The 16,997-nt window shown below is 58.7% G+C and carries 12 protein-coding genes and 3 pseudogenes; 9 read left to right on the forward strand and 6 right to left on the reverse strand.

Annotated elements, in window-relative coordinates; genetic code table 11:
- The first annotated feature begins 5 nt into the window (after nt 1-5).
- The 4 genes and pseudogenes from BRAD3257_RS08845 (at nt 6) to BRAD3257_RS08865 (ending at nt 4,891) form a co-directional block, all read left to right on the forward strand.
- Nucleotides 6-713, forward strand: a complete 708-nt coding sequence (locus tag BRAD3257_RS08845; RefSeq protein WP_145986986.1) for a hypothetical protein — start codon at nt 6-8, stop codon at nt 711-713.
- A gap of 294 nt (nt 714-1,007) precedes the next feature.
- Complete coding sequence (locus BRAD3257_RS08850) at nt 1,008-1,742, forward strand: flagellar hook-basal body complex protein (protein WP_122406443.1); 735 nt, start codon at nt 1,008-1,010, stop codon at nt 1,740-1,742.
- Between the two features lie 580 nt (nt 1,743-2,322).
- Nucleotides 2,323-2,840, forward strand: a pseudogene (locus BRAD3257_RS08860) (methyl-accepting chemotaxis protein); the annotation flags it as partial.
- 923 nt (nt 2,841-3,763) lie between these two features.
- Nucleotides 3,764-4,891: an alpha/beta hydrolase family protein gene (locus BRAD3257_RS08865; RefSeq protein ID WP_122401542.1), complete on the forward strand. Its 1,128-nt coding sequence runs from the start codon at nt 3,764-3,766 to the stop codon at nt 4,889-4,891.
- A gap of 91 nt (nt 4,892-4,982) precedes the next feature.
- Here BRAD3257_RS08865 and BRAD3257_RS08870 read toward each other — a convergent pair whose 3' ends face one another.
- Complete coding sequence (locus BRAD3257_RS08870; protein WP_244607895.1) at nt 4,983-5,543, reverse strand: MarR family winged helix-turn-helix transcriptional regulator; 561 nt, start codon at nt 5,541-5,543, stop codon at nt 4,983-4,985.
- A gap of 305 nt (nt 5,544-5,848) precedes the next feature.
- Between BRAD3257_RS08870 and BRAD3257_RS08875 the strand changes: the two genes are divergently transcribed.
- Nucleotides 5,849-7,339 carry a porin gene (locus BRAD3257_RS08875; RefSeq protein WP_122401543.1) on the forward strand — a complete coding sequence of 497 codons (1,491 nt, stop codon included), beginning with the start codon at nt 5,849-5,851 and terminating at the stop codon, nt 7,337-7,339.
- A gap of 222 nt (nt 7,340-7,561) precedes the next feature.
- Here BRAD3257_RS08875 and BRAD3257_RS08880 read toward each other — a convergent pair whose 3' ends face one another.
- Together BRAD3257_RS08880 and BRAD3257_RS08885 are read right to left on the reverse strand one after the other, a co-directional pair.
- Nucleotides 7,562-8,113 carry a MarR family winged helix-turn-helix transcriptional regulator gene (locus BRAD3257_RS08880; RefSeq protein WP_122406445.1) on the reverse strand — a complete coding sequence of 184 codons (552 nt, stop codon included), beginning with the start codon at nt 8,111-8,113 and terminating at the stop codon, nt 7,562-7,564.
- Between the two features lie 854 nt (nt 8,114-8,967).
- A pseudogene (locus BRAD3257_RS08885) lies at nt 8,968-9,558 on the reverse strand (TCP-1/cpn60 chaperonin family protein); the annotation flags it as partial.
- Between the two features lie 130 nt (nt 9,559-9,688).
- Between BRAD3257_RS08885 and BRAD3257_RS08890 the strand changes: the two are divergent.
- Nucleotides 9,689-11,146 carry an IS4 family transposase gene (locus BRAD3257_RS08890; RefSeq protein WP_122401315.1) on the forward strand — a complete coding sequence of 486 codons (1,458 nt, stop codon included), beginning with the start codon at nt 9,689-9,691 and terminating at the stop codon, nt 11,144-11,146.
- 607 nt (nt 11,147-11,753) lie between these two features.
- On the opposite strand, the pseudogene BRAD3257_RS08900 reads toward BRAD3257_RS08890, so the two are convergent.
- From BRAD3257_RS08900 to BRAD3257_RS08915, 3 genes and pseudogenes are all read right to left on the reverse strand, one after another.
- Nucleotides 11,754-12,164 (reverse strand): annotated as a pseudogene (locus BRAD3257_RS08900) (transposase); the annotation flags it as partial.
- Between the two features lie 399 nt (nt 12,165-12,563).
- Complete coding sequence (locus tag BRAD3257_RS08905) at nt 12,564-13,598, reverse strand: alpha/beta fold hydrolase (protein WP_122401546.1); 1,035 nt, start codon at nt 13,596-13,598, stop codon at nt 12,564-12,566.
- Nucleotides 13,599-14,288: 690 nt separating this feature from the next.
- Entirely contained in the window at nt 14,289-14,975 is a 687-nt protein-coding gene (locus BRAD3257_RS08915; RefSeq protein ID WP_145986987.1) for a hypothetical protein, read from the reverse strand.
- A 624-nt stretch (nt 14,976-15,599) separates the two neighbouring features.
- Between BRAD3257_RS08915 and BRAD3257_RS08920 the strand changes: the two genes are divergently transcribed.
- From BRAD3257_RS08920 to BRAD3257_RS39245, 3 genes are all read left to right on the forward strand, one after another.
- Nucleotides 15,600-15,962 carry a hypothetical protein gene (locus BRAD3257_RS08920; protein WP_145986988.1) on the forward strand — a complete coding sequence of 121 codons (363 nt, stop codon included), beginning with the start codon at nt 15,600-15,602 and terminating at the stop codon, nt 15,960-15,962.
- 149 nt (nt 15,963-16,111) lie between these two features.
- A complete protein-coding gene (locus BRAD3257_RS08925; protein ID WP_145986989.1) occupies nt 16,112-16,465 on the forward strand; it encodes a hypothetical protein in 354 nt (117 codons plus the stop codon).
- On the forward strand, nt 16,462-16,650 hold the full coding sequence (locus BRAD3257_RS39245) for a hypothetical protein (RefSeq protein WP_145986990.1): 189 nt from the start codon (nt 16,462-16,464) through the stop codon (nt 16,648-16,650). Before BRAD3257_RS08925 ends, BRAD3257_RS39245 begins: the two co-directional genes overlap by 4 nt.
- Nucleotides 16,651-16,997 lie beyond the last annotated feature (347 nt).

The following is a 16,997-nucleotide window of genomic DNA, read 5'->3' on the forward strand; positions in this document are numbered from 1 at the left end:
GAGCATTGACGTACAACACTTGGCCAGTCGGAACTCGCGGGACCATCAATCGAAGTAGTATTCAGCAAGTGCGTTCGAGGCCGCTTCCCGACGTCAACGCCGCGTTCTGGGCGACGCGGCTCATTGCGACTGCCGCTGGTCAAATGGCCGGCAGGGCATTGATCCTCTGGATGAACACCGGTTATTGGGGAGGCGTCGTCGCCCTCACCACATTCGGGCTTGTCTCGGCAATCGGGATGATGTTTGCCCGTCGTCGGCTCGCCGAAATCGTGTTTTGGTGGTCGATCGCCGCGATCACGTTCGTCGGGGCAAACTTGGCGGAAGCCGTCGACAAGTCGCTCGGCATCGGGGACCTCGGAGCGATCCTGCACTGGGGTATCTATCTCGTTCTTTCGTTCGTGATTTGGTATCGAATGAGAGGTGCCATTGCGGGGCCGGTTGGACTTAGCTGGCGCGGAACCTTCTTCTGGGTCACTGCCGCTTTGGCGCAGACGGTTTGCTGTGCATTGTCGGATTGGGTGGCAGATCCCGACGGACCAGATCGGCGTGTCACCATGATCGTTCTTGGCTTGAGTCTTGCTGCAACATTGGCGCTCTACGTTTCCAAGTCGGGACGTGTAGCCGTCTTCTGGAGCGGGTTCATCATTAGCGGGTTTGTCGGCGCCTTGGGTGGGCAGACGGTCTTGCAAGGCATTCAGTTGATCCTGAACTAGCATTTTATTGGAGGGCGAAGGTCGGCCGAGAGTGTGCCTCCGTGACCGAGCCATCGCTTCGCGGGCGGGCAGTCCACGGTAAGCGCCGGCCCCACGTTAACTTGCTCTATTATTCAGGATGCGAATTTCACGATAAACACGTTTCATTTGAGCCGGACGAAGGTAATCGCGCAGTCTATCGGCGCGCCATTTCCAACACCGATACTGGCGCTCCTAGAGCGGGCTCATGCCAGCAAGTCGCCGGACTCTTCGGCGAGCTTCTCGCTGGCCCGCGGCGGCCTCCGGAAGCGTCTTATGGGCGACAATACGTTAATCCATCTATCTCGCTTGATCGGCCTACAGCGAAAGTTGGACGTGATCGCGCAAAACGTCGCGAACATAGGCACCGACGGATTTAGAGCGCGGGAGCTTTCGTTCCGGGAGTACCTCAAGCCGGAGAATGGAATAGACGAGAACGGCCAGAAGGAGCGTCCGCTGTCGCTAACCGATGCAAGCGTTCCGCTCACAACCACGGCTCGGGGGGAGCTTCACGCTACCGGAAGCACGTTGGATCTTGCAATCGATGGCGACGCGTTCTTTGTGGTTAAAACCGACCATGGCGAGCTGTACACGAAGAGCGGGGCATTCCTCGTCGATCGAAACGGAAATATCGTTACGACTGACGGATATCCCGTTCAAGGTAAGACGGGGCCGCTGCAAACAGGCCCTACCGAGGGACCTCTCGAGGTCGGGGCCGACGGCATTGTTACGTCGAAACAGAGGGTGCTGGGACAACTCAGCTTGGTGCGCTTTGCGCGACCAGAATTGTTGCAGCCCGTCGGAGGCAATCTCTTAAAGGCGGAGGAAAGCCCACAACCTGCACCTCTGAGTAAGGTCATGAGTGGTGTTGTCGAGAAGTCCAATGTCTCCGGGGCACGAGAGATGGCGCGCCTTGGTGAAATCACTCGAGCCTACGAGCTGGCCGGCGGGCTCCTGAAGAACTCGCAAGACGTAAGCGATATGAACAGATTGGCCGAGGTCCCGGATTGACCACGTCACCCGCGCGTTCGTCCGTTTGGGCAGATCTCACACGGGTATATTCAAAAGTCGCATGTCATGCCGATGATGCTCGCGCCCAATAGCTGCGCACCGCTTTGGTCGGCGCCGGTCACGACGTCCACCATGCTCGCGATTCGACCGAGCTCTCTGACTTCTCTGACGTGAAACTGGGAGTCGCCCTGATCGCGGTCCGCGATCCGCTCATGACATATCTTGAGCTAATGCGGTCCCTCAAGCTCGGACACGAAAACATCGTGGTTCTTGCAGTGTTTGGTGGGGGACAACTGCCAGCGGACTACGCACTTGTCGCAGCTCAAGTGTATGGCGCTGACGGCATTATCTACCAGCCCCACAGCGTCGCTGAACTTCTAAATGCGCTGCTCGGGGCTATCTCTGACTAACCTAAGGCGTGTACTCATTGATCCCGCGGCGTCTTGCGGAATGACCGCAATTGCTCAGGCCGCCTTTGCCTAATACCGCAGACTGCGCTTCATCCGAGTATTCACCTGCAGGCGCAATATCAGCGCGACGTTGGTGTTGAAACCCGATCATTCGAGCCAACCAGAGGTCGTCAGCCGCGCGCATCGGCGACGTCATGGCGCTGATCAACGCCATCGCGGCCCAGACAAACCTACTGGCCTTGAACGCAACCATCGAGGCGGCGAGAGCCGGCGAAGCCGGAAGAGGGTTCGCGGTCGTGGCCTCCGAAGTCAAGGAGCTCGCAGCCCAAACTGCGAAAGCCACCCAAGAGATTGCGGATCAGGTCACCGAGATCCAGGCTGCAACTCAAGTCTCCGTTGCTGCGATCAAGGAGATCGGCTCCACGATTAACAAGATCTCTCAAATCACGACCACCATCGCTGCGGCGGTCGAGGAGCAAGATGCCGCAACGAGAGAAATCTCCCGGAACGTGCAGCAGGCCGCCAGTGGTACGGCGGATGTCGCGGACAAAATCGGGCAGGTGAGGGGCGGCGCTGCCGAGACGGGCTCGGCTTCGAGCCAGGTGTTGTCGTCGGCGCAGGCTCTGTCAGTGGAGAGCAACCGCCTCAAGAGGTACGGAAATTCCTTGATACGGTGCGTGCAGCTTGATGGAGTCCAAGGTCGCCGCGGCCTTGCCGGACGATGTAGGTTCTCGTGGATGCAATTCAATCATCGCATGTCCACATTAGGATATTGAACTTGCTCTATCGGATGGCTCACGACAGGTTTGGCTACCGATCTGAACGACGAGGGGCGCGAACTATCGCGGTAACGTAGTCTCTCGGGTTTGAATCGGGTGGCGCGAGTTGTGACGCGCACAGCATGGCGGATGGACCGGTGCGAGGCGCTGCACGTTCTCAGTGCTGCGCGTCAGCCCCGGAGCTGCACTGAGCAGCGTTCTCGTGCTTCGCACCGGTCCTCACTACCAATAGTTTGAGTGCCAAGTCGTCGATCCCGACGAGGGTCGCTCTCGGCTAACGCGGTGCCGTCGAGGAGACTTGCTTTCGGAAGTGGAAGTGCTCTGGTTATGCCCTGTCCGGGCAGCGATGCGTCCGCCGCGTACGGTTCTGGCGACTAGTCTCCGGCAGAAGCCTTATGTCGCTCGGCAGACCGACCGGCCGCGGCGTCCAAGGTCAAGCGCTAGAGCTGTGTTGCGGCGGAGCGTATCTGCCTTCGGACATGGTCCTCGCTCCAGAATAGCCGTTATCCAGGCGCGAAGGCACACCAGGCGAAAACCTAGCAAAATCTTGGTTGAAGTATGCCGGCTCGTAGAAGCCTTCGAACGTACACGACGGGGCGGAGGCGGGCTCTGCAGATGCGCTCGAGCGGCCCGCGCCCGTAAATTCGTTACCCCTGAGAGGCCACCGGCTCGAGGAAACGTGCTCCCCCGGTGGTCATTGCCGTGGCAGAAGGGGGCGGCTAGAGGCGCAGCGGTCACATGCCCCGAGTGAATTCGGCGATGAATGATCTGCATTTGATTAATGTCTAGCGCCCGCCGAACGTGCTCCAATCGCAATGTTCCAAAGCTGCACATGAGCACCCATTCGATCCCGATTCTTTCAACGTTGTGGCCAGAAAGGCAGGACCTGGCTAGTGAGTTCATGGCTATCCTAGCCGCAGCCCAGGAAGGCGGCTCTATGATCGCCGAGTGCATGAGTACCATTGGAAGTATCTCGGAAGCTTCCGATGATTCCTGGTATGATGCGTGGACTGCCACAGCCAAGATCAACCGAGTTCGCGGCAACCTTGCTATTCGGGACGGCAACATCGCCACGGCCCAGAGCAACTGGCTTCGTGCGATCAACTACCATCGGACTGCGACCCAACCGCTTCTGCCCGAGGACGAGAGATGGCAGGCCTCGGTAAGGAGTATGCGAGCGTGTGCCTCTGATTTCCTCCGCCATCACAGTCCGGTGGGCGAGATCGTGTCCATTCCCTGGATATGCGACTACCCGCTACAGGGCTACTTCCTACGGTCAAACTCACCACATCGAGCCCCCACGGTTATTTGCATGGGAGAGCCTGGTCGAGCCAAGGAGGACGGTCTTTCGAGGTTCGTCCGGCAGGGGGTCGAGCGAGGCCTGTCGTTGCTATTGGTCGACCTGCTGGGAGATACAGCCGGCTTCCGTCTTGGCGAGATCATTGCTCGCCCCGATCTAGAAACGGCGGTCTCGAGCGTTATGGACTATCTCTCCGAGCGGGATGATGTCGACGAACAACGCATCGGGGTGTTGTCGGATGCCTGTTCGTCATCTTTCGTAGCGCGGGCAGTCGCATCCGATGGACGGTTCGCGGCTGCTGCCTGCGATGGTGGCATCTGGGACATCCACGAAACGCAATTTCTGGCCGCCCGGCGCTTCGCCAATCAGCCGCCAAGCCTTCCTCTCGAAGTGAGCCGGATTGCTCGCGGAATTCGTTGCCCTCTATTGATCACACTTGGGGAACTCGGGTGGCTGAAGGTCAACCGAGTGGCCGAAATCGTGCACGGCCTCAGTGCGGATGCCCGCAGAGACATAACGCTAAGGTACTTTACGGCGAGTGAGACGGCCGCCTGGCAGGGGCACGCGGACAACCCTACGCTGGCGAACGAATACATCTTCGATTGGCTGGCATCCAAACTGCGGGTTGGCAAGCGCGCAAGCAAATCACGAAAGTGCTGAGGCGCTACGATCGCTTGTCCGAGAATCCATCGTCCGCGGCATGACCCGCGCACGGAATACGACTCCAGACCAGGAAGGCTCGATTTGCCTATCAGCACTCTAGCCCAGCTCTAAAGCGAGCCTTCCCGATTCGCGTTTTGAGGTCGGACAACCGCACAAGGAAACTGGATAGATCTGGGTCCGTAAAGCCTGCGAAGATGTATTCGTCGAGGGCAGCTTGCCGTTCAGCAAGACTCTCCAAATGCTTGCAGGCCTTATCCGAAAGCGACAGCTGAACGACGCGTGCATCCTCCGAAGAAGACCGCCGGCATAAGAGCCCCCTCCTTTCGAGCTCTTTCGACTGCGTGGTCACAAATGCCGATTCTATGTGAAGAGCCTTTGCAACCATGTTTACGGCCATGCCTTCGCCCTCGGCCAATTTCGAAAGCGCCATCAGAATCATCCACTGCGGGTGGCTTATTTCGATCTCGCGTGCCCAGATCTCTCGGATTTCCTTGAGGTAAACGCTGATGGACGTGATTTCCCATGAGAGTTGGTCAAGGCTCGTTCGGGACTGGGGCAGGTCGGACTCGCCCTCGTTGCTGCTGCCCAGCGCATCCATCCAGCTCACCGGTTCGTCGGATTGAACCATCACAGCCAAGTCCTTCTGCATTTATCGACTGCAATGTGTTTGACTGAAAAATTTTAGAAACTCAAGTATTTTTGTGGTGGCCTTTGAGCCACTGGCGCGGCAAAATAAATAGCAGAGTAAGTCAAATGTTTTGATCCAATGAGCGGCGCATGCATAACTGGCTTGGCGGTGGGGAGCTCTTCATCGCTTCGCAGGTGGCTTGCGCTGGTCGTTGCTCGCTCTGACGCGGGCGATCAGAGCACGAAGCGGCAAGCGAATCTTAAGTGCGGAGCGCAGCGGCAGGTAAGGGCTCTGTCTCCCATCAACGAGGGACTTGGAGGTTTGATATGAACGTAATGAAGAGTATTTGGCTCGGATCGGCGGCCGGCTTGATCGCCGTGAGCGGAGCGCAAGCTGCCGACCTTCCCGTGAAGGCCAAGGCTGTCGAGTACGTGAAGGTGTGCTCGCTTTATGGTGCCGGCTTCTACTACGTGCCGGGCACCGACACCTGCATCAAGCTCGGCGGATATCTCCGCGCTGAGACCGCGCTCTGGACAAATAGCAACTACGGCGGTGCGTACAACGGCGTTGCCGGCGCGCAGAATCGTCTGAGCAATCATTATCAGATGCGCTCGCGCGCAGATCTGAATATCGATACCCGCACTGCGACGGAATACGGTGTGGTTCGTACTTACTTCGATGGCGTGTTTACGTGGACCACGGGCGGCGTGTCCGGCAGTTCGCCATCGACCTACAGCGGCGACGCGCTCTACGGCGGTTCGCTCGGTGTTTACTACGCCTTCATCCAATTCGCGGGCTTCACGATGGGCCGAGCGGTTTCCCAGTTCGACGCGCCCTGGACCAACTATCCCGGAAACAACTTCGACGGCCTCGTGGGCGGCAGCAGCACCATTACCGGCGTCAGCCAGTTCACCTACACCGCGGACTTTGGCCAGGGCATTACCGCGTCATTCTCAGCCCAAGATCCTACGCTCAATTACCAGAGCAACATGTGGAATACCGCTGGAGCGACGGCGGCGGGCGTTGTCGCTGGCACGTACGGTACGAATGACTTCGGCGGCACGGCGGTACCCGATTTCGTCGGAGCTGTCCGCGTCGACCAGGCTTGGGGTATGTTCCAGGCGTCGTTCGCGAGCCATGACAACCACGCCGCGTATTACGGCGCCACGGAGGTCACTGGTCACCCGCAGGATAAGTGGGGGTGGGCCGGACAAGTGGCCTTGTCGATCAAGAATATTCCCACCGGGCCCGGCGACGTGTTGAACGTGCAGGCGGTGTATACGGATGGTGCGACCCGGTACAACTTCCAGAGCTTGGTGCCCTCGACCTTCGCGATGTACGGCGGGACCGGTCTGCCCGGAGCGTATCAGAGCATCGGCTTTGCCGGAGTAGCGGACACGGTGTTTGCCCCCGGTACCTCGCAGTCCTCGGTCAAGACCTGGGGCATGCGCGGCGCCTACACCCACAATTGGAATCCATACTGGAACACGGCACTCTACGGCGCTTATGCGCAGGTAAACTACGGTGCAACGGGATCGGCGTTGGTTTGCGCTGGAATCGCGGCGGCCGGCGTGTTGACGCCGGGTTCGACGTGCAATCCCAATTTCAACATCGGGCAGCTCGGTCTGATCACGCGCTGGACCCCGGTAAAGAACCTGACGTTCTCTGCCGACGTGACCTATACCATGCTTGACCAGAAGTTTTCTGGCTCGGTTGCAGCACCGGTGGTAGGAAGTGTCGCGAAGCCGGCGGCACTTTACGAGCTGAAGAACCAGGATACGGTCAGCATGCTGCTGCGCGCTCAGCGCAACTGGTAAGCGATCTGGCCGGCATCGGTCGGAACGAGGGGCTCGTGGACGTCATATCGCAGACGACCCTCTAAATATCTGACTTGATCATTTGAGCAAGTCATGTATTATGCAGCCCCGACAGTGGATTTGTGGAAGAAAAGGAGACAAAGACTTACTTTTGGTAAACCTCCGAAACCTCCGGTAGTGCCCTACCGGAGGTTTTTCGTTTCTCGAAAGCTACTCAATGAGTCAGGAATCGAGGGCGATCTTCAAGCGTGCTTTCTCGAGCCTGCCGTTGAGCGTAGCGAGATTATCCGTAAGCTCCTGCAACTCACGCTCACCAAACTCTTCGAACACATAATCGCTGATAGCCGTCTGGTGCTCCGATAGATCGGCCAGCTGTCGACGTGCCTTCTCCGTCAGCGACATCCGGACCACTCGGCCGTCGTCCGCGGATGGCTTCCTGCGCAGGAGCCCCCTTTGTTCGAGAAGCTTTGACTGGGTGGTCACGAAGGAGGGGTCAACCTGGAGCATTTTCGATACGCCCGTGACGGGCACGCCTTCCTCCCCATTCGGATCGAGCTCCGCAATTGCCATCACGATGGTCCATTGTGGACCACTGATATTGACGGCCTGAGCCCAGAACTGACGAACTTCATCAAGGTGTACGCTGAGCGCCGCGATTTCCCAGCTCAGCTTCCTCATCATGTCGTAGCTTCTGATTTTGCCTTCCCGAGCATTCTCTCTGTGTGAAGACGAGGTCGTTCCTGATGTTGATTTTGTTCTTTTTGCCTTGGTCATGTACGCATTGGTCTCCAATCCGGCCGCTTGAAGCAACGGAAATTTCAGAAACTAATTATAGTTACAAACTTTATCCACTAAAATATAGCGTGAACGCGCGCGGTTCGGTATGGGGGGCGCCGCAAGTGCTCATTTGCACAGCGCATAGAGCTAACGATCCAGAAACTGCCACGGAGGTGCGATCATGCAGGTTGGTGGTCGGGCGCAAAGGTCCGCCAGTCAGGCCCCCTCACTCCATAGCGATGGCGAACGTTCTGCCGACATGCGCACGCTGGGGGCATGATTTCAGAGGGATAGGCGCGATTCGTGACAAGACCAACGTGTCTGCGACACCCGAGGAATTGCGGAAGGGGTAGCCTCGGTCATTCCACTGGGGAAGCGTTAAGCGCGGCCCCCCGGACCGGCTATTGGGGGGCGGAGAAGCCTTGCGGCGTCGCACCGGACAAAGTGGAAGGTGGGAGTAAAATAATACCAAGATTCATGGAGCGTTGGCATGTACACGCATGCCCATCGTACCAACGATAATCGAACCCATTGCTGGAACGACCCCGAAGCAGGTCGGTAAAGGCGGCCGCCGGGCCTTCGCCGCGGACGAGCCGGAATGGGAATGGTAGGCTTAATGGCCCTCCAGGCAGACACGGATTTCGTCTTGAAAATCCGTGTCTTGGAGCATCGCTGGCGTGCAAACGGCGCTTTACACGATGCCCGCGGAGATAAGCGGTGCGGGTCTTCGGCATCTACTACCGATTTAACCGCAGCTAAAAGGCAGCGGCACATTGAGATGCACATAGTTCCAGTCGTGAGAATAATCGGAGCTGCACCAAAAATGCGTCAGAGCCAATATTGCAAGCCGAGCGGTCGAATTGCATGCCTTCGACGACCTCCAGCTCGGTCTCGAGTGACTTGGCTTCCTCCACCGTGATCACCCCCTCGTTGCCGACTTTCTTCATTGCATCGGCCAGGAAGCGTCCGAATTTGCTTGTCACCATTGGCGGAAATCGTCGCGACCTGCGCGATTTCGTCGTTTGACGTAAGCTTCTTCGTATTCTTTTTTAGTTCATCGACGACCGCGTCGACCGCGAGATCAATACCACACTTAAGGTCCATGGGATTCATGCCCGCTAAGACTGCCTTGGCGCCTTCACGGACAATTGCATGTGCCAGAACGGTAGCAGTGGTTGTGCCATCGCCGGCCTGGTCGGAGGTCCTTGAGGCAACCTCGCGGACCATCTGTGCTCCCATGTTCTCGAACTTGTCCTCGAGCTCTATTTCTTCGCAACTGTTACGCCGTCCTTGGTAATGCGAGGCGCACCGAAGCTCTTTTCAAGCACAACGTTGCGACCCTTCGGGCCTAGCGTCACCTTGACGGCATTGGCCAGAATGTCGACGCCACGCAGCATTTTGTCTCGGGCCTCTGTCGAGAATCGTACCTCCTTTGCGGTCATGATGGTCTCTCCCAACTTTCAATTACCCATAACTTTGACCACTCGGGCTGATCCGCTGATCGGCGAAATCTTGAATCGAAAGAATCACTTGTGATTCCTTTCTGAGCACCTGATTCGCGAGGGGTGCTCTATGGGGCTGACATTAAGAGATCGATCGGCAAAAGGCTGTTTGCGGTCCTTGGAAGGCGAATGTTGGATTGATCGAGAGAGTAGTGGATGCGAGTTTAGGGACGCGCGGCTCGGCGACAGATTCCGCAAACTGCTCACGCAGATTGGAAGCGCCATGGGACAAAGCATTCCGCTCGTCTGCCAGGATTGGGCGAATACCAAGGCAGCCTACCGCTTCTTCTCTAACGACCGGGTCAGCGAAGTGGACATTCTGGCGGGCCATTTCCAATCGACACGTGATCGTGCCGCCGCCACTGAAGGTCTCGTTCTTGTGCTGCACGATACAACCGAGTTCAGCTATCAACGCGAGAAGTCAGAAGCGATCGGCATCACCAAGAGCATAAACAGTGGACGGGATAAGGCAGGTCGCCTCAGATCGCACACGGTTTGCGGCATCCTGATGCATTCGAGCCTCGCGGTTACAATTGAGGGGGTGCCGCTGGGGTTGGCGGCCGTTAAGTTCTGGACCCGGAAGAAATTCAAGGGGACGGCAGCGCTTAAAAAGAAGATCAATCCGACCCGGATTCCCATCGAGAAAAAGGAAAGCGTCCGGTGGTTGGAAAATCTCAAGCAGTCTACGCAACTCTTGGATCATCCGGGACGATGCATCCATATTGGTGATCGCGAGAGTGACATCTACGAGCTCTTCTGCGCAGCACAGGAGATCGGAACTCATTTCCTGATCAGGACCTGCGTCGACCGCTTGGCTGGAGACGGGGATCACACGATCGCCGACGAAATGGACGAGGTCGCCGTCAAAGGGCTCCATCGCATCGAAGTCAGAGACAGCAACGGCGATCCCGACCAGGCCATTCTTGAGATCAGGTATCGCAAGATTCGCGTCCTGCCGCCGATCGGAAAGCAGAAGCGCTATCCCGCTCTGACCCTGACGGTGATCCATGCCGAAGAGCGCGGGACGCCGAAAAACAGAAAGAAGATCGATTGGAAGCTGATCACAGACCTGCCTGTTGGTTCCCGCACCGACGCCATTGAGAAGCTGGAATGGTATGGTTTGAGATGGAAGATCGAGGTGTTCCACAAGATCCTCAAATCGGGCTGCAAAGCTGAGGAGTCGAAGCTCAGGACCGCCCAGCGTCTGACCAACCTGATCTCGCTCTTTTGCATCCTGAGTTGGCGGGTCTTCTGGATGACGATGCTCAACCGTTCCGCCCCAGACGCGCCGCCAACCCTCGCGTTGACTGCGACTGAAATCGGCGTGCTCGATCGCCTCGTCAACGACAAACCAAAAGCAAGACGGAAAACGCTCTCGCACTATCTGATCAAGATTGCCCGGCTCGGCGGTTATCTCGCCCGCGCCAGCGATCCGCCGCCCGGCAATACGGTCATGTGGCGCGGGCTGTCACGCCTCACCGACATCGCGCTGGGCGCCATGGTCGGAGGAGAATTTGTGGGTAATTGAAAGCTCTCCCAAACGCTTACCTGCGCGACCTCAAGATCACGTGCTCCATGCACTCGAACGTAACGACATCGGCCGTGGGCTTGTCTGGCAACCGTGACATCGGATCGGGAAGATTGGCGCCTGCGGCAAGTGTTATTGAGTTGCGTGCCGACATGATGTTCATCCCAATTTGTTCACGGTTTGGCGCCGGCAGGCACGCCAGGGTCAGCTGAGCGGTGAGATCATGCCGGCGCTTGTTCCGGTCGAGATCGCCTCGGCGCCGACTCCGGTAGCGATGAACCCCTCGCAACCGGCCTCTTCAACGCCTGAGCATCGCAGGGCTGGCATCATTGAGATCGAGCTTGGCGGCTGTCGCACGTTTTCAGAAGCCTTTTGAGAGCCACGCGCTCAGGAAACTCCTGGCTCCGGTCCTCCAGGGATCGCTTGGCCGTTGTTAGTCCTGTGTCGAAAGCACCTCGCGCACAAGCCCCACCAAAGACGCCATCGTGTAGGGCTTGGCAAGCCAGCCGAGCGGCGCATAGGGCGCGGCCCTGTTGCGGGTCTGCTGATCGTCGTGGGCTGTAGCAAAGACGCAGCGCAGACCAAACGCGCGAAACAGATCGCCGGCGGCCTCGATACCGTCCCGCGTGCCGGCAAGCCCCACCAGCTCCTCGGTGACCTGCTTCACCTTCCGGGTCGAGACGCCTTGCACGTACATCTCGGCCAAGGCCGCTACCAGCGCCTTCTCCGAGCGCTGGTAGCGCTCGAACAGCTCGGTCGAGAACCGTCCCTGCCTGTCCTGCGGCACCTTCGGCTCGATCTTGCCGACCCGGGTGATCAGCGAGCGGGAATAGTAGCCGGAGCGATAGCCAAGCCGCCCCTCGCTGCGCTCCCCTTTCTCCGCACCCAGCGTCTCCGTCATCTCGGCTTCGAGAATGTCCTGCACCGCACCCTGGATCAGCGGCTTCAGGAACTCCTTGTCCGACCTCAACAACTCTTTGACTGCAGAGACATCCGTCCTAATCTTCGTCACGGTCATGGCGGGTCCAAGCTCCTCTACGAGCGGTGATCTTCGCAATCACCGGACTTACCATGACCGCTTCAGCCTCTCAGCTTTTGCAGAACCTCCCGCACACTACCATCTCGCAACAGCCTGTTCGGCGGTGTCGCCGATGACAAGGGTCGGTTTGCCCGTCGCCAAGGCGCTGGGTCTCAGCCTTGTCGTGAAGCAGGAGTGCGCCAAGGGTCGCCGGTCTGATCAAGATCCGGAGAAGCGCACACCGCATTAGAAAAGCTGGAAGCTTACTCGAAAAAGATAGTGGCTAGCTCGGCGCTTGCTTCTATGGCTATTGAGCTGGCCCATTGCCATGCCTTACTCGTAGGGGGGCCGCGCGAGAAACGCTGGTCGAGGAAAGATGCTCACTGGCACGAAGGGATTTCAAGTTTTGTGATCGCCCCCCTGGCGCAACCACTCGATCACGTGCGGCCAGATCTCTCGATGCGCTCGGCGGCCGACGAGAGCACCAACGTGCTGCAACGCCACTCCGATCTCCGGCTCATAGACAAATACCCTTGGGCTGCTCAATTGTTGCAGCGTGGACGAGGGCGGGACGACACGACTCGTATGATCGACGATCGCCGCCACTGGCAGTTCAGCAAGGGCGTCGCAGCGGGCAGTACGGTCGAGCAGGTGCAGGTCGTTGCGTGCGAACCGGTCTTCACGATAGAGCAACTCGATCACGTCTTGGAGTAGTTGGCGCGATGGGGCGAACTCATCGAGGGTCCAGCGAATGACGCGGCCGTGGAGCGCGAGCGCTTCCAAATCGGACAAGCTGGCCCAAGCATCGCAATAGCGCCCGACGAAAAACTCCTCTGGAGCCGCGGCAACGCTCGCACAGTCCAGCAGACTACCCGCAATACGACGGCTCAAAACCTCAAACTGCGCATCGATCGCGATCGGTCGCAAGGCTCCGGTGCATTGGCCGAACGCGAGGGGGGCCTGAACCAGGACGAGTTTGCCGACGCGCCGCCGTACAAGTGCAGCCGCGATGGCAGCCAGAGTCCCGCCAAGCGAATGGCCAATGACCACTGGCGCTCGTTGGTGATCCCTTGAGAGCTTCTCGATCGCCGCAAGCAGCAGAGCTATGCTCGTCTCGAGGTTCCAGTCCGCAGCCTGTTCCTCCGGCCATTCGTGCAGGTAGACGGCAAACCCAGCATCGGCGAGCCGCCGTATCACGCTGACCTGTGGTAATAGATCGAAGATGTACGGCCGCTTGATGGGCGCAGGCACAATCAAAACGGGATTAGTTGCCGCAGAATTCGAAAAGTAGCGGCGTAATTGAAGATCCGGGTGCTGCACGCGATACCAAGTCATCTCTTGCGGCGCATACCCTGCATTATCCAGCAGGGTTCCGAGCGACTGTCTTAAGACATCGCCCATCAGAAACATCGCGTTCCAACTGCTGCGCACCATGACCGGATCATCCAGTGCGGGGCAATGGCTGTCGCAGCACGGAGTTCCAACGTCGAGGAATATGATCTGCCCGGTCTGAAGACCATTGACCTGGATCGCCGAGATTGCCGGGACTTACGCCAGTAAGGTTATCGGTGAGCGAGGCGCTTGGTTTCCCGACAGCGAAGACAATCTTCTCGGAATCAGTCAATCCGTTCGATCCTAGAGGACGGTTGGGTCGCCTGACGGGTCTTCTACTCAGGATGAGCGGTCGGTTCGCTTCTCCTTCGATGTTGTCCCGCGAAAAATAGCGACGCGACGATCCCCCGCCTAAAGCTCAACTCGTGCTCGCCACACATTTGCTCGGCTCGACATCTCGCAGCCTGCTCGCCGATGCAGTCGAGCTTCGCGGTGCAGATCACTCGCCGGCTGCTGTCTACCACGAACACTCTGTACCGCATGATGGCGGTCCCTAGGGATGGCCATCATCGTAGTCGAATGTCCGTGTAAGGCAGCGCCAAAGGAAGTGTAGGCGCGCGGAACCTTTGTGCGTGTGGCCATTTGGCTATACCGTCGCCTGGATCCTTCCCAGAAATACGTTGCGAGCCGCGCCATCGATGGGCAACACGCGGATGACGACGGGAGGCTTTGCCGTTCGCCGAACCGGAATGGGTGCAGCAGGTAACGCGTGGCTGTCGGGTGTCGACCGGATCAGGCGACCAGCTGATCAAGTTTCGCGAGCGCGCTCTTGTCGCGCACCATCAGCCGCCGGTTGCTGATCCGGATGTCGTCGTCGAATCCGGCATCGGCCGCCGCGTTCGTGCTCAGCACCATTCCCCGGCGGTTGAGAACGAGTGCAGGCTGCTGAACCTGGTTCAGCACGTTGGTCATGGACGTGAGCGCCACGCGGCCCACTGCAGTGGCAAGGGTAGCCGTTTCCGTCAGTCGCGGTGCGAGCCGCGCCAGCAAGCGTTTGTCACGCGCCTCGAAAGAACCCACGCGACCCGTTCGCTGCAGGGTCAGCGCCCAGGCGGCGGACTCGGCCCAAAAGCCGACACCCGCGAACCATTGAAACCCGAACGGATACAGTACCTCATTATACATGGGATCGGAACGGATCTGCTCCGGCGTCAGCATGTCGTGGTCGGTGACGATCTCGCCGGACATCATTTGCGGGAATCCAGCGGCTCTCGGATCTCTTAGGTGCCAATCATGCTTGAAGTACAGCTGAAGGGCCTCATCGATCGATGGCGTCCGTGGGACGTCTGGCGTTCGAACGTCGCTCTGGAGAAGGATGGCCGCTGATGCGCCGACCGCTCTGCAGATGTCGTCCATGATGGCGGGCCACGCGGCGGGATCGATGGCGGCTTCCCCTAGTCGATCGATGACTTTCGACAACCGATCGTTATCAACTCCATTTGTCCCCAAGAGCGGTCCCCCTTCCGCGTCAACCTGCGCCCGCCGTTTCGTGGCGGCAGTCCCGCACAGGCAGGCCAAAATTGACCTGTGTCAGCCGACTCACACCCTCCTCCAAAGGTATGAACGGCAGCTTGGAAATTCTCGCGAGAGCAAGGCAAAGTGCAAGGCCGGTCCGGAATTCTACGGAATACCTTTAAACGCTGGCGTAGAGCTTATGGTATTATAGAACCGCGCCATCGGGGGCAGCAGTCGGCACGCCGAAACCGCAGGCATGACGTTCCGGAGCACGGTCCAGCTGACTGACCCGTTTGGGTCATGCAGCCGCATCGGCCGCAAGCTAGTTCGGTAGCGGTCGCTAGTCCGAATTTTGTCGTTTGATGGCATGTCGCTCGAATTTCCTCCTGTCGTGATCTGGCTGCGCCTGCGCCGAGGCCGCCGGGCTGTGGTCATCCTGCGCTCGGTCGCTCCATGACAAACGACCGCAAAAGCAACGTGCGGTGTTTCTGCTGCGGGCAGACCTCGGAGCAATCGGTCCTTCTGAGCACCAACGAGATCGGCTCCCGGGATATCGATCAGCCCCCTTCCGGTATGGAGCGGTTCAACATGAGCGTTTGGCTGCAGGAATGTCCGACCTGCGGCTACGTCGCTCCCGACATCTCCGACGGAGACGATCGCGACCGCCTCTTCGTTCAGACCGAGAGGTACGCAGCGCTACGGGAGGGGCCGCATTTCTCCCGGCGCTCGTCCCGCTTTCTCCTGCGCGCCGCGATTGATGTCGCGCGAGATGATTTCGAGCGAGCCTCCGTCAACACGCTGTGCGCGGCACGGGATGCCGATGACTGCGCTCTCGGGGAAGTCGCGAGCGGTTTGCGGAAGATTGCAAGCCGATATCTCGTCGGCCGTTCCGTTCCCTCCGTCAACCTGCGACTGATGTCACTCGATGCGCTCAGTTGGGGCTGCTCGTGAGAGCTTAAATGATATCTTCGCCCGCAAGCCCAGCCGCACGCAAATCGAGCCGCGCTGCTTTAGTGCTTGCCGGTGTACTGGCGCTTGTTCCTTGCGCATCGAGTGTCGGCGCCTCACGAAGTCCGCTCGTCGGGATGCACATCCAGAGAGTGATGCAGGAATTCGGTCTGCCGGACGGCTTCAAGATGCTTGCCCACGGCGCGAAGACCTATGAATGGCACTTGCGTGCTGCAACCGAGATCCAGAGCGCGCAAGGCGAGCGGCGAACTGAGGACCTGTTTTGTACTGTCATCGTTCGGGTCTCTCGGCGCGAACTGGTCACCGCCGTGAAAACGGAAGTCTCGAGTGTCACCGCGAGCCTGTACGCATCAACAGGCGCTTTCGGCTGTCTCTGCGCCGACAGCTTCGGGATGAAGCGGGAGCGCCAACAGCGATGTGAACGGCCGCCGCCGTTTTCGCTTCGGACAGTCTCTGATTCTGTAACGTGGGGAGGGGGAAAATGAAGCAGACAGTTTCATCCAATGTGGCCAGAGGAGGCACCGTGCTGCTGATCGGCATCTTCGTACCTGTATTGCCGAGCGCTGCGTCCGCTCACACCGGCTTTTTCGTTGTTGCCTGGGGCGCCATGGCGGTCGGTGCCTTCGAGTTCTTTCCTGGACTGCTCCCATCCGGCTCTCCAGGGGATTGAGTCCGGCAGACGACATCATCAACGATGTCACGGAGAGGTACGCATTCTTGTCGCGGTTATGTGGATGATGATCCTGTACCCTCAAACGCTGATCTCGGAAGAGTTGGCTGTGATCCGTGCGGGGCTCGCCCGCGTTCGGCTATGTGGTCAGGCCCTTCGACAACGCTGTGATCCGCGAGGCTCCTCCGAATCGTGGGGAACCTCAAAACGCACCCACTCCTTGCCACTCTCGTGCCCCTGCAGAAGCCGTCCACAGCATCAGAAGCAGACCTAGCGAGTTCGGCCGGAGGTACTGATCGTACTCAGGGAGTTTTAACATTTGTTGGACTCAAGTTACGATACGGAGA

Origin of the sequence: Bradyrhizobium vignae, from assembly GCF_900324035.1 — a bacterium.
Lineage (GTDB): Bacteria > Pseudomonadota > Alphaproteobacteria > Rhizobiales > Xanthobacteraceae > Bradyrhizobium > Bradyrhizobium vignae.